The sequence below is a fragment of the Streptomyces sp. AB3(2024) genome, assembly GCF_041862025.1.
Taxonomy (GTDB): Bacteria; Actinomycetota; Actinomycetes; order Streptomycetales; family Streptomycetaceae; genus Streptomyces.
This window is the reverse complement of sequence record NZ_JBGWAB010000020.1, coordinates 75,940-88,886: the sequence shown is the minus strand read 5'-3', so window position 1 is coordinate 88,886 and position 12,947 is coordinate 75,940. Positions and strand designations below refer to the sequence as shown.

At 70.9% G+C, this 12,947-nt stretch carries 12 protein-coding genes; 8 read left to right on the top strand and 4 right to left on the bottom strand.

Annotated features, from left to right (window positions below; translation table 11 throughout):
* The first annotated feature begins 326 nt into the window (after positions 1-326).
* Genes dnaK through ACEPPI_RS11770 form a run of 4 tightly spaced genes read left to right on the top strand, consistent with a single transcriptional unit; the run spans position 327 to position 4,538 of the window.
* Positions 327-2,174, top strand: a complete 1,848-nt coding sequence (dnaK, locus tag ACEPPI_RS11785; RefSeq protein WP_356210989.1) for a molecular chaperone DnaK — start codon at positions 327-329, stop codon at positions 2,172-2,174.
* Positions 2,174-2,845, top strand: coding sequence for a nucleotide exchange factor GrpE (gene grpE, locus ACEPPI_RS11780; RefSeq protein WP_373915174.1), 672 nt, complete (start codon positions 2,174-2,176; stop codon positions 2,843-2,845). The genes dnaK and grpE overlap by 1 nt, the downstream gene beginning before the upstream one ends.
* A 39-nt stretch (positions 2,846-2,884) precedes the next feature.
* Positions 2,885-4,072 carry a molecular chaperone DnaJ gene (gene dnaJ / locus ACEPPI_RS11775; protein ID WP_373915173.1) on the top strand — a complete coding sequence of 396 codons (1,188 nt, stop codon included), beginning with the start codon at positions 2,885-2,887 and terminating at the stop codon, positions 4,070-4,072.
* 1 nt (position 4,073) lies between these two features.
* Positions 4,074-4,538: a heat shock protein transcriptional repressor HspR gene (locus tag ACEPPI_RS11770; RefSeq protein WP_356210997.1), complete on the top strand. Its 465-nt coding sequence runs from the start codon at positions 4,074-4,076 to the stop codon at positions 4,536-4,538.
* A 78-nt stretch (positions 4,539-4,616) separates the two neighbouring features.
* Here the strand turns inward: ACEPPI_RS11770 and ACEPPI_RS11765 are convergent, their stop codons facing one another.
* Both ACEPPI_RS11765 and ACEPPI_RS11760 read right to left on the bottom strand, forming a co-directional pair.
* On the bottom strand, positions 4,617-5,831 hold the full coding sequence (locus tag ACEPPI_RS11765; RefSeq protein WP_373915172.1) for an IS30 family transposase: 1,215 nt from the start codon (positions 5,829-5,831) through the stop codon (positions 4,617-4,619).
* Between the two features lie 130 nt (positions 5,832-5,961).
* Entirely contained in the window at positions 5,962-6,993 is a 1,032-nt protein-coding gene (locus ACEPPI_RS11760; protein WP_030228713.1) for a hypothetical protein, read from the bottom strand.
* Between the two features lie 189 nt (positions 6,994-7,182).
* Here ACEPPI_RS11760 and ACEPPI_RS11755 point away from each other — a divergent pair, with 189 nt between their 5' ends.
* Entirely contained in the window at positions 7,183-7,464 is a 282-nt protein-coding gene (locus tag ACEPPI_RS11755; RefSeq protein ID WP_373915170.1) for a hypothetical protein, read from the top strand.
* Entirely contained in the window at positions 7,464-7,778 is a 315-nt protein-coding gene (locus tag ACEPPI_RS11750; protein ID WP_030228709.1) for a hypothetical protein, read from the top strand. The genes ACEPPI_RS11755 and ACEPPI_RS11750 overlap by 1 nt, the downstream gene beginning before the upstream one ends.
* Positions 7,779-7,979: 201 nt before the next feature.
* On the opposite strand, the gene ACEPPI_RS11745 is transcribed toward ACEPPI_RS11750, so the two are convergent.
* Positions 7,980-8,384: a pyridoxamine 5'-phosphate oxidase family protein gene (locus ACEPPI_RS11745; protein WP_373915169.1), complete on the bottom strand. Its 405-nt coding sequence runs from the start codon at positions 8,382-8,384 to the stop codon at positions 7,980-7,982.
* Positions 8,385-8,508: 124 nt separating this feature from the next.
* On the opposite strand from ACEPPI_RS11745, the gene clpB reads away from it, so the two are divergent.
* The gene (clpB, locus tag ACEPPI_RS11740) at positions 8,509-11,109 is read left to right on the top strand and encodes an ATP-dependent chaperone ClpB (RefSeq protein ID WP_373915168.1); all 2,601 of its coding nucleotides are present in this window, start codon (positions 8,509-8,511) and stop codon (positions 11,107-11,109) included.
* A 158-nt stretch (positions 11,110-11,267) separates the two neighbouring features.
* Complete coding sequence (locus tag ACEPPI_RS11735; RefSeq protein WP_285542727.1) at positions 11,268-11,810, top strand: YbjN domain-containing protein; 543 nt, start codon at positions 11,268-11,270, stop codon at positions 11,808-11,810.
* Between the two features lie 13 nt (positions 11,811-11,823).
* On the opposite strand, the gene ACEPPI_RS11730 is transcribed toward ACEPPI_RS11735, so the two are convergent.
* Positions 11,824-12,945 carry a hypothetical protein gene (locus tag ACEPPI_RS11730; RefSeq protein ID WP_373915167.1) on the bottom strand — a complete coding sequence of 374 codons (1,122 nt, stop codon included), beginning with the start codon at positions 12,943-12,945 and terminating at the stop codon, positions 11,824-11,826.
* Positions 12,946-12,947: the final 2 nt, after the last annotated feature.

Genomic DNA, 12,947 nt, shown 5'->3' with positions numbered 1-12,947 from the left:
CCCCCCCCCCCCCCCCCCCCCCCCCCCCCCCCCCCCCCCCCCCCCCCCCCCCCCCCCCCCCCCCCCCCCCCCCCCCCCCGGGCTCCGCCGCGGCAGCTCCGGCCTGGACCCCGCCTCAAGCCCGGGTGAGGCCGGATTTGCCCGGGGGTGACCGGAGTTGTCCCGGTCGGCGGCGGCTCGGGCGGGCCCGCGCGCGGGCCAGGGGGGATCACTTGAGCGTAAGCGGCACCTAAAGGTTGAGCCCCATCGACTCACCTCTGTTGACGCCCGCGCCGCGATGCGGCATTCTTGAGTCCGTTGCACTCAAGTCAGCTGGAGGAATTGAAATGGCACGTGCGGTCGGCATCGACCTGGGCACCACTAACTCCGTCGTCAGCGTTCTCGAAGGCGGCGAGCCCACCGTCATCACCAACGCCGAGGGCGCCAGGACCACGCCGTCCGTCGTCGCCTTCGCCAAGAACGGCGAGGTCCTCGTCGGCGAGGTGGCAAAGCGCCAGGCGGTCACGAACGTGGACCGGACCATCCGCTCCGTCAAGCGCCACATGGGCACTGACTGGAAGATCAACCTGGATGGCAAGGACTTCAACCCGCAGCAGATGAGCGCCTTCATCCTGCAGAAGCTGAAGCGCGACGCCGAGGCGTACCTGGGTGAGAAGGTCACGGACGCGGTCATCACCGTCCCGGCGTACTTCAACGACTCCGAGCGTCAGGCGACGAAGGAGGCCGGCGAGATCGCGGGCCTGAACGTCCTGCGCATCGTCAACGAGCCGACGGCCGCCGCCCTGGCCTACGGCCTCGACAAGGACGACCAGACCATTCTCGTCTTCGACCTCGGTGGCGGCACCTTCGACGTGTCGCTCCTGGAGATCGGCGACGGCGTCGTCGAGGTCAAGGCCACCAACGGTGACAACCACCTCGGTGGTGACGACTGGGACCAGCGCGTCGTCGACTACCTGGTGAAGCAGTTCGCCAACGGCCACGGCGTCGACCTGTCCAAGGACAAGATGGCGCTCCAGCGTCTGCGCGAGGCCGCCGAGAAGGCGAAGATCGAGCTGTCCTCCTCCACGGAGACCACGATCAACCTGCCGTACATCACGGCCTCCGCCGAGGGCCCGCTGCACCTGGACGAGAAGCTCACGCGCTCGCAGTTCCAGCAGCTCACCGCGGACCTGCTCGACCGCTGCAAGACCCCGTTCCACAACGTCATCAAGGACGCGGGCATCAACCTGTCCGAGATCGACCACGTGGTCCTGGTCGGCGGCTCCACCCGCATGCCGGCCGTCGCCGAGCTCGTCAAGGAGCTCACCGGCGGTCAGGACGCCAACAAGGGCGTCAACCCGGACGAGGTCGTCGCCATCGGCGCCACCCTCCAGGCCGGTGTGCTCAAGGGTGAGGTCAAGGACGTCCTGCTCCTCGACGTGACCCCGCTGTCCCTCGGCATCGAGACCAAGGGCGGCATCATGACCAAGCTCATCGAGCGCAACACCACGATCCCGACCAAGCGGTCCGAGATCTTCACGACGGCCGAGGACAACCAGCCGTCGGTGCAGATCCAGGTCTACCAGGGCGAGCGCGAGATCGCGGCGTACAACAAGAAGCTCGGCATGTTCGAGCTGACCGGCCTGCCGCCGGCCCCGCGTGGCGTCCCGCAGATCGAGGTCTCCTTCGACATCGACGCGAACGGCATCATGCACGTCACGGCCAAGGACCTCGGCACGGGCAAGGAGCAGAAGATGACCGTCACCGGCGGCTCTTCGCTCGGCAAGGACGAGGTCGACCGCATGCGCCAGGAGGCGGAGCAGTACGCGGACGAGGACCTGCGCCGCAAGGAGGCCGCCGAGTCCCGCAACCAGGGTGAGCAGCTCGTCTACCAGACGGAGAAGTTCCTCTCGGAGAACGCGGACAAGGTCCCCGGTGACGTCAAGACCGAGGTCGAGACGGCCATCACCGAGCTGAAGGAGAAGCTGAAGGGCGACGACGCGGCCGAGATCCGCACGTCGACCGAGAAGCTCGCCGCGATCAGCCAGAAGCTGGGCCAGGCCATCTACGCCGACGCCCAGGCCGCCCAGGCCGCCGGCGCCCCCGCCGGTGACGCGGGCCAGGCCAAGGCCGACGACGACGTCGTCGACGCCGAGATCGTCGACGACGAGAAGCCGAAGGGTGGCGCTGCCTGATGTCGGAGGAGACCCCGGGCTTCGACGAGAAGCCCGAAGTCCCCGCCGACGGCACGTCCGACGACGCCGCCGAGCCGAAGGCCGCCGCTTCCTCCGGCAAGGAGGAGGCCGCGGCCCCGGCCGGGGACTCCGCAGCAGCAGACGTGGCTCTGCTGGCGCAGCTGGACCAGGCCCGTACCGCTCTGGGTGAGCGCACCGCGGACCTCCAGCGGCTCCAGGCGGAGTACCAGAACTACCGCCGCCGCGTGGAGCGGGACCGGATCGCCGTCAAGGAGATCGCGGTCGCGTCCCTGCTGACGGAGCTCCTGCCGACGCTCGACGACATCGGCCGGGCGCGCGAGCACGGCGAACTGGTCGGCGGCTTCAAGTCGGTGGCCGAGTCGCTGGAGACCGCGGCGGCCAAGATGGGCCTGCAGCAGTTCGGCAAGGAGGGCGAGCCCTTCGACCCGACGATCCACGAGGCCCTGATGCACTCGTACGCGCCGGACGTCACGGAGGACACCTGCGTGGCGATCCTCCAGCCGGGGTACCGGATCGGCGAGCGTACGATCCGTCCCGCGCGGGTCGCGGTGGCCGAGCCCCAGCCGGGCGCGGCACCCGCCGCCAAGTCCGAGTCCGCGGAGGGCGACGAGCCGTCCGACAAGGACACGGATGCCCCCGAAAAGGGCTGACGCACCACATGTAGGGATCCGAGAGGAGGGCCACCGGGGATGAGCACGAAGGACTTCGTCGAGAAGGACTACTACAAGGTCCTCGGTGTCCCGAAGGACGCCACCGAGGCAGAGATCAAGAAGGCGTACCGGAAGCTCGCCCGCGAGTTCCACCCGGACGCCAACAAGGGCGACGCCTCGGCCGAGGAGCGCTTCAAGGAGATCTCCGAGGCGAACGACATCCTCGGCGACGCCAAGAAGCGCAAGGAGTACGACGAGGCCCGCGCGCTGTTCGGAAACGGTGGCTTCCGCCCCGGTCCGGGCGGCGGCGCCGGCTCCTTCAACTTCGACCTGGGCGACCTCTTCGGGGGCGCCCAGGGCGGCGGAGCGGGAGGGGCCGGCGGCTTCGGCGGCGGCCTCGGCGACGTCTTCGGCGGCCTGTTCAACCGCGGCGCCGGCCCGGGTGCGGGGACCCGCGCCCAGCCGCGCCGCGGCCAGGACATCGAGTCCGAGGTGACGCTCTCCTTCACGGAGGCGGTGGACGGCGCGACCGTCCCGCTGCGGATGTCCTCCCAGGCCCCCTGCAGGGCCTGTTCCGGCACCGGTGACAAGAACGGCACCCCCCGGGTGTGCCCGACCTGCGTCGGTACCGGCCAGGTGTCGCGGGGCAGCGGCGGCGGCTTCTCGCTGACCGATCCCTGCGCGGACTGCAAGGGCCGCGGCCTGATCGCGGAGACCCCCTGCGAGGTCTGCAAGGGCAGCGGGCGTGCCCGCAGCTCGCGGACCATGCAGGTCCGGATCCCGGCGGGCGTCTCCGACGGCCAGCGGATCCGGCTGCGCGGCAAGGGCGCTCCGGGCGAGCGCGGCGGCCCCGCGGGCGACCTCTACGTGGTGGTGCACGTGGACGGCCACCCGGTGTTCGGCCGCAAGGGCGACAACCTCACGGTGACGGTCCCGGTGACCTTCACGGAGGCCGCCCTGGGCGCCGACATCAAGGTGCCCACGCTGAACGGCCCGGCGGTCACGCTGAAACTCCCCCCGGGCACCCCCGGCGGACGTACGATGCGGGCCCGCGGCAAGGGTGCGGTCCGCAAGGACGGCACCCGCGGCGACCTGCTCGTCACGGTGGAGGTGGCGGTTCCGACGGAGCTGTCCGACAAGGCCCGCGAGGCCCTGGAGATGTTCCGCGACGCGACGGGTTCCGAGGACCCGCGCGCCCTGCTGTTCGAGTCCGCGAAGGGAGCATGACATGGACGGCCACCGACGACAGCCCCGTTTCGGCAACGGTGCGTACCAGCTCACCGATGAGACCCCGGTCTACGTGATCTCGGTGGCCGCCCAGCTCTCGGGCCTGCATCCGCAGACCCTGCGGCAGTACGACCGGCTCGGTCTGGTCTCCCCGGACCGGACGGCCGGCCGCGGTCGGCGCTACTCCGCCCGGGACATCGAGCTGCTCCGCACGGTGCAGCAGCTGTCCCAGGACGAGGGCATCAACCTGGCCGGCATCAAGCGCATCATCGAACTGGAGAACCAGGTGGCCGCGCTCCAGCAGCGCGTCGCCGAGCTGTCCAGCGCCGTGGACGGGGCGGCCGCCGCCCTCCAGGCCCGCGAGGCCCAGGTGCACGCCTCGTACCGGCGCGACCTGGTCCCGTACCAGCCGCCGCAGCCCGGCAGCGCCCTGGTCGTCTGGCGTCCCAAGCGCCCGATGGACTGACCGCCCGCCGTACGCGTACGAAGGCCCCGCCCGGGGATTGGCGGTTTCTAGGGGTCGTTGCAACACGTGGTCGGTTGTTCAGGCCGCGATGAGTTTATGCAGGCGCTCGGCTGGGGCTTCCCAGTCGAGCGTTTTGCGTGGGCGGCCGTTGAGCTGGGCGGCGACGGCGTCGAGGTGTTCGCGGCTGTGGGCGGACAGGTCGGTGCCCTTGGGGAGGTACTGCCGCAGCAGGCCGTTGGTGTTCTCGTTCGATCCCCGTTGCCAGGGGCTGGCGGGGTCGCAGAAGTAGACCGGGATGTCGGTGGCGACGGTGAAGGCGCCGTGGGCGGCCATCTCGGAGCCCTGGTCCCAGGTCAGCGAGCGAACCGGGTGTGCGGGCAGCGTCTTGACGGTTGCCACAAGGGCGTCGCGGACGTGTTCGGCGCTGCGGCCGTCCGGGAGGTGCAGGAGCATCACGTAGCGGGTCGCGCGTTCGACCAGCGTGCCGATCGCCGAGCCGTTGTCCTTGCCGATGATCAGGTCGCCCTCCCAGTGACCAGGCACGGCCCGGTCTTCCACCTCGGCAGGGCGGTCGCTGATCATGACCATCGGCGTGGAGAAGCGGGGCTGTCGCTGCTGGGCCTGGCGGCGCGGCATGCGCCGGGCACGACCCGACCGCAGGGCCCGGGCCGGCTCGCGGCGTAGCTCGCCGCGGCCCTGGACGTAGGGGGCCTGGTAGATCGTTTCGTGGACCACGTGCATCTCCGGCCTGTCGGGGAACGTCCGGCGCAGACTCTCGCAGATCTGCTCCGGGCTCCACTTCAGGTCCAGGCCGTCCTGGATGAAGTCCCGCAGTGCGGTGTTCCGGCCGATCTTCCCGGGCTTGGGCCGGGGCCGGCGGGCATCCGCCCGGGCCTGGGCCGCGTGGGGCCGGTACTGGCCGCCAACGGGGTGGCGGTTGCGGAGGATCTCCCGGCTGACCGTGGACGGACTACGGCCCAGCTCGGCCGCGATCGCCCGGACCGTGGCCTTCTCCCGCAACCGGCCGGCGATGTGGATCCGGTCCGCCTCCGAGAGGTACCGGGACGGCGCGGAGGCCGCCCGCACCAGATACGCGGGCGGCCTCGGCCGCTTCTTGCGGCCCTCGGGCCGACCGTTACGCCATTCACGGCCGGTCCGAGGGTTGACGCCGACGCGTCGACTCGCATCTACGTTGCCAAATCCCAGCTGCACGAGCCGGAAGTGTTCCTCCCGTTCCCGGTGCAGCTTCCGGGGCCCCTGTTCCTTGCGGCTCCCGCGGATCTCGAAGTCCATTGCATCCCCTGAGCTGGGGTGTTGCAACGACCACTAGAACCCAAGATTCCCGGGCGGGGCCTTCGCGTACCGGCGGCCGTGCGGGCCCCCGCGGAACCCGTGCGGCCGTGTGTGGCCCTGTGCGGCCCTCTCAGGCCTCCGGAAGGTCCGGGGGGCCTTCGGTGTGCAGGATGCCCGACTGGGCGATCAGGAAGCCGAGCTGGGCCCTGCTGCCGCTGCCCAGGGCGGTGGCCAGCCGGGCGATGTGCGCCCGGCAGGTCCGTACGTTCATTCCGAGCCGGCGCGCGATGGCCTCGTCCACGTGCCCCTCGACCAGCAGCTGGGCGATGGACCGCTGGACGCCCGAGATCCCGTCGGGCGTGTGCGTGTAGGTGATCTCGTCGTTGAGCGGGACGGCGCGCCGCCACAGCTGCTCGAAGACCTTGATCAGGTACTCGACGAGCCCGGGGTGGCGCAGCTCCAGTGCCACCCTGCGGTCGTCGCTGACCGGGATGAAGGCCACGGTCCGGTCGAAGATGATCAGCCGTTCGATCAGCTCCTCCAGGGTGCGGATCTCCACCTTGCCCGCGGAGATCCGGTCCACGTAGGCGAGCGTGCCCTGGCTGTGCCGCGCGGTGTGCTGGTACAGCGTTCTTATGCTGATGCCGCGGTCGATCAGCGGAGCGTCCCGTTCCAGGGCCTGGGTGAGGGCCAGGGAGGGCCGGGCGCCGCCCGGCTGGACGGTGAGCACCTCCGTATGACATTCGGCCGTCGCCAGGTCCAGCGCCGCGTTGATCCGTTCGAATCCTTCCAGCACGGTGATGGCGTGCGTGTCCGCGGGGCTCTGCGCGCTGATGGCGAGGAACGGCTCGAAAGCATCGGTGAGATCTACAGCGGTGCGACGGCGGTCCTGGATCTCGCGTTCAATCGGATGCAGCCGTTGCGCCAGTGCAACGGATGGGGGAACCGGACGGAGCTGGTTGGCGTCATCGGGGTCGGGCTGCAGGAGGGCGAATTCAAGCAGGCAGGGAGCCTGTTTGACCTCGCTCCGCGCGATCCGGCCGGTGCTGAGCGCCGCCGCGTACAGCCGCGTTCCCTCAGGGCACAGGGCCGTGACGGAGTGGGGATGTGTCGGGTTTGTCGCACTATTGGGCAAATCTCCACCCCCCAGGGTCCTGAACATGCAAGAACATGATGCATCGTCCCTGTGGCATTGACGTGCCTGAATGAGCCATCGTCTGTCAGGCGGGGGAGAGGATTCCATCAAGTGAGGACGAAGCCGACCATGTATAAGAGAATGCTTCGCTCGGCGCTTGCCGTTGGTTTCTCCGCTGTTGCGGTGTTTGGGACAGTCAGTGCTGTCGGTAGCGGCGTGGGGAGCGCTCCGGCCGGCGACACGGGCTGGACCGCCAGCGGCGCGATATCCAAGTCGGACACGGGGTGGACCGCCACCCCCGCCGGCTTCGACACGGGCTGGACCGCCAACCCCGCCGACATCGACACCGGCTGGACCGCGACCCCCGCCAGCGTCGACACCGGCTGGACCGCGACCCCCGCCAGCGTCGACACCGGCTGGACCGCGACCCCGGCGGACGCCGAGGACAACGGCAAGTTCGACACCGGCTGGACCGCTCTTCCTGCGATGGACGTCTGATGACCCCCGACGACCGCGACTTCCGACGTGAGATGGCTTCCGCCTACCGGTCCGGCTGGCAGTTCATAGACCTCGCGACCGCGATCCCCTACGCGGGCGACTCGCTGATGGTCACCCTCTTCGGCCAGCCCATCGTCGTCGTGCGCGAGGAGGACGAGGACGTCCGCGCCTACCGCTGTCTGCGCCGCCCCCGGGGCGCACCGCAGCCCGTCCGCTGCGAGGTCCGGTACGGCATGGTCTTCGTCAATCTCGATCAGCGGGACCACCAGCTCTTCGAACCCGATATCACCACCGCCACCCCCCGCAGTGCCTGAGGCGATTCCCCCGTCGTTGCAGATCGCCCCAGGTGCTACCCCCACACAACGGCGCCATCGTGGACCTGACCACGATGGCGCCGTTGTGATGTCCGCGTCCAGTGGTTGAACCGGACAATCACATGAGGATCCGCTGAGAACGCCCGGCGGCCCCGGCGGCCCCGGTGGCCCCGGTGGCCCCGGTGGACCCGGACCGCCGTGTCAGGCCCGGCCCATCGCCCGGTCCAGCGTGATCTCCAGGACCACGCGGTCGGGGTTGGGCGAGGGCGTCCGCCCGTACCGCTCCGCGTAGCGCGCGACCGCGTCGGCGACCGACGCCTCGTCCGTACGGACCACCGCGCGCCCCTCCAGGGTGGCCCAGCGGCGGCCCTCCATCTGGCACACCGCCACCCGCGCCGCACCATCCGGGGCGGTCAGGACGTTGCGCACCTTCTTGCTGTGCCTGTTGCTGATCACCCGGGCCAGCCCCGCCCCGGGGTCGTACGTCACGCCCACCGGCACCACGTGCGGCGTGCCGTCGGGCCGCGGGGTGGTCAGGGTGCAGACGTGCCGCTCCCGCCAGAAGGCGAGGTATTCGGGCGTCGGATCGAATACGTCATGGGACATGCGCCGAAGCGTACGTAACTCGCCTTGAGTGGAATAGACTCAACTTTGCAGACGCTGAACGTGTCAGAGTTACGCAGTGCGGTGCACGGTGCACGGCACCCCCGCCGGAGAGGAGAGCCACAGAGTGGAAGCCGAGCTGACGAACAAGAGCCGCGACGCCCTGAACGCGGCCACCAGCAGGGCCGTCAAGGACGGCCACGCCGACCTGACCCCCGCACACCTGCTGCTGGCGCTCCTCGCGGGCGAGGACAACGAGAACGTCACCGACCTGCTCGCCGCGACCGAGGCCGACCAGGCCGCCGTCCGCTCCGGCGCGGAGCGGCTGCTCGCCGCCCTGCCCAGCGTCACGGGCTCCACCGTCGCGCCCCCGCAGCCCACCCGCGAGCTGCTCGGTGTACTCGCCGAGGCCGACGCCGAGGCGGGCAAGCTCGGCGACGACTACCTCTCCACCGAACACCTCCTCATCGCGATCGCCGCCAAGGGCGGGGCCGCCGGTGAGGTCCTTTCCGCACAGGGCGCGACGGCGAAGAAGCTGCTGGCCGCCTTCGAGAACGCACGAGGAGGGCGGCGGGTGACCACCCCCGATCCCGAAGGCCAGTACAAGGCCCTGGAGAAGTTCGGCACGGACTTCACGGCGGCCGCCCGCGAGGGCAAGCTCGACCCCGTCATCGGCCGCGATCACGAGATCCGCCGCGTTGTCCAGGTCCTTTCGCGCCGAACCAAGAACAACCCGGTGCTGATCGGCGAGCCCGGCGTCGGCAAGACCGCCGTCGTCGAGGGCCTCGCCCAGCGGATCGTCAAGGGCGACGTCCCCGAGTCGCTGAAGAACAAGCGGCTGGTCTCCCTCGACCTCGGCGCGATGGTCGCGGGCGCGAAGTACCGCGGCGAGTTCGAGGAGCGCCTCAAGACCGTCCTGGCGGAGATCAAGTCGAGCGACGGCCAGATCATCACCTTCATCGACGAGCTGCACACCGTCGTCGGCGCGGGCGCCGGCGGGGACTCCGCCATGGACGCGGGCAACATGCTCAAGCCCATGCTGGCCCGCGGCGAGCTGCGGATGGTCGGAGCGACCACCCTGGACGAGTACCGCGAGCGCATCGAGAAGGACCCGGCGCTGGAACGGCGCTTCCAGCAGGTGCTGGTCGCCGAGCCGTCCGTCGAGGACACGATCGCGATCCTGCGCGGTCTCAAGGGCCGCTACGAGGCCCACCACAAGGTGGTCATCAACGACAGCGCCCTCGTGGCCGCCGCCACCCTCTCCGACCGCTACATCACCTCCCGGTTCCTGCCCGACAAGGCCATCGACCTCGTCGACGAGGCCGCGTCCCGGCTGCGCATGGAGATCGACTCCTCGCCGCTGGAGATCGACGAGCTGCAGCGCTCCGTCGACCGGCTGCGGATGGAGGAGCTGGCGCTGAAGAACGAGTCCGACCCGGCCTCCATCGAGCGCCTGGAGAAGATCCGCAAGGACCTCGCGGACAAGGAGGAGGAGCTGCGCGGCCTGACCGCCCGCTGGGAGAAGGAGAAGCAGTCCCTCAACCGCGTCGGCGAGCTCAAGGAGCGCCTGGACGACCTGCGCGGCCAGGCCGAGCGCGCCCAGCGCGACGGAGACTTCGACACCGCCTCCAAGCTGCTCTACGGAGAGATCCCGACGCTGGAGCGCGAGCTGGCCGAGGCCACCGAGGCCGAGGCGGAGGCCTCCAAGACCGGCCACTCCAAGGACTCGATGGTCAAGGACGAGGTCGGCCCCGACGACATCGCCGACGTGGTCGGCGCCTGGACCGGCATCCCGGCCGGCCGCCTGCTGGAGGGCGAGACCCAGAAGCTGCTCCGCATGGAGGAGGAGCTGGGCCGCCGCCTGATCGGCCAGGGCGAGGCCGTGCGCGCCGTCTCGGACGCGGTGCGCCGCACCCGCGCCGGCATCGCCGACCCGGACCGCCCCACCGGCTCGTTCCTCTTCCTGGGCCCCACGGGCGTGGGCAAGACCGAGCTGGCCAAGGCCCTCGCGGACTTCCTCTTCGACGACGAGCGGGCCATGGTCCGCATCGACATGTCCGAGTACTCCGAGAAGCACAGCGTGGCCCGCCTCGTCGGCGCCCCGCCCGGCTACGTCGGCTACGAGGAGGGCGGCCAGCTCACCGAGGCCGTCCGCCGCCGCCCCTACAGCGTGGTCCTGCTCGACGAGGTGGAGAAGGCCCACCCGGAGGTCTTCGACATCCTGCTCCAGGTACTCGACGACGGCCGCCTCACCGACGGCCAGGGCCGCACGGTGGACTTCCGCAACACCATCCTGATCCTGACCTCCAACCTCGGCAGCCAGTTCCTGGTGGACCCGGCGACCTCCGCCGAGGACAAGAAGGCCCGGGTCCTGGACGTGGTGCGGGCGAGCTTCAAGCCCGAGTTCCTCAACCGGCTCGACGACCTGGTGGTCTTTTCCGCCCTCACCCGCGACGAGCTGGCCCACATCGCCGAGCTCCAGATCGGACGCCTCGCCCAGCGGCTCGCGGCGCGCCGGCTCACCCTGGACGTCACGCCCGCGGCTCTGGCCTGGCTGGCGGACGAGGGCAACGATCCGGCGTACGGCGCCCGCCCCCTGCGCCGCCTGATCCAGACGGCGGTCGGCGACCGCCTCGCCAAGGAGATCCTCTCCGGCGAGGTCAGGGACGGCGACACCGTCCGCGTCGACGTGGCGGGCGACGGCCTGCTGGTCGGCAAGGTCCTGTAGCCCGTCCGGCACGCCCGGTTTCCGCCCCGGTTTCCGCCCTGCTCCGCGCCCCTGTTCCCGCTCCGGTGTCCGCCCGGAGCGGATCGGGCGTGCGGGGGTGGACACGGGGTGGGACCGATGGGGGAGGATGGCTGTATCCGCACGAAGGGAAGTACACGGTGAGCATCGACCCGGCCTCGATTCCGAACTTCGGGGGTCAGCCCGAACCGCAGGCCACAGGACCGGCGGGCCCCGTCGTCCCCGACCAGGATCTGGTCAAGCAGCTCCTGGAGCAGATGGAGCTCAAGTACGTCGTCGACGACGAGGGTGACCTCGCGGCGCCGTGGGAGGACTTCCGGACGTACTTCATGTTCCGCGGCGAAGGCGAGCAGCAGGTCTTCTCCGTCCGGACCTTCTACGACCGCCCGCACGCGATCGACGACAAGCCGCAGCTGCTCGAATCGATCGACGACTGGAACCGTCGCACCCTGTGGCCCAAGGTCTACAGCCACACGCACGACGACGGCTCGGTCCGTCTGATCGGTGAGGCGCAGATGCTGATCGGCACCGGCGTCAACCTGGAGCACTTCGTGTCCTCCACGGTCAGCTGGGTCCGCGCGTCGATCGAGTTCGACAAGTGGCTCATCGAGCAGCTCGGCCTCGAAAAGGAGGTCGACTCCGCGGAGGGCGACGACAAGACCGACGGCGACGAGGACAACTAGTCGCCGACGGCCCTCACGGAGGTATCCGCGCCACCAGGAGCAGGTACACCCCGTAGCCGTACGAGAGCCCGGCCAGGCAGACGGTCACCCCGACCGCCGTGCGCGGCCGGGCTCTCGCCATGACGGCGGCCAGCGGCAGCAGCAGCGGGAACGCGGGCAGCAGGAACCGCGGCTTCGACTCGAAGAACCCTGCCCCGCCGAAGGTGATCAGCAGCAGGGTCCCGGTGTACGCGAGCAGCGGCAGCGGAGCCCGCTCCAGCACGAGGGCCGCTGCGAGCAGGCCAGCCGCGGCCAGGACGGCCACCGTCACCGTGGTGGCGAGCGCGGTGTGCCCGCCGGTCAGCACCTTCTCCACCGAGCCCAGCGCCCCCGCGCCGAAGTCGAAGCGCGAGCCCCATTGCCGCTGGACGGCGAAGTAGCCGAGCGGGTCGTGCCGGCGCGCCCCGACGGCCAGGACGTACGCGGCCCAGCCCGCCGGCGCCAGCAGGCCGGCCGCCCACACCGCCGGCGCGCGCCGGTCCCGCAGCGCCAGCTCCCGTACGGCCGCCGCCGTCACGGCGGCGGCCACGGCGATCCCGGTGGGCCGGGTCAGTCCGGCCAGCACCGCCAGGGCCGCCGCCCACGCCCAGCGCCCGCGCAGCACGCAGTCCAGGGCCCAGGCGGCGAGGGCGGCCAGCAGCGCCTCGGTGTAGCCGAGGGTCAGCACCACGGAATGCGGCAGCACCGCCCACAGGCCGACGAGCAGCAGCCCGCCCCTGGGGGCCCGCAGGAGCCGCTCCCCGACCCGGTGGACGCCCACGGCGGCTGCGGCGGCGGCCGTCCAGGACACGGCGAGCCCGGCGAGCGCGGTGCCGCCGGCGAGGCGCACCAGGGCGGGGTAGAGCGGGAAGAAGGCGTAGTCGCTCTGGATGGAGCCGGAGGCCCACATCTGGGTCCGGCCGTAGCCGTGGGCGGCGATCCCGAGGTACCAGACGGAGTCCCAGGAGGCGCCGAGCACCCGTACCGGGTCCCGGCCGGCCCACCAGGACCCGACGGCCACCACCAGCACCCCGGCTCCGCGTACGGCGGCGAACACCCCGAGCGCGACGAGGGCCGTCGGGGCCGTGCGCTCCCGTACCCGCGGCCGCAGGGCCACCA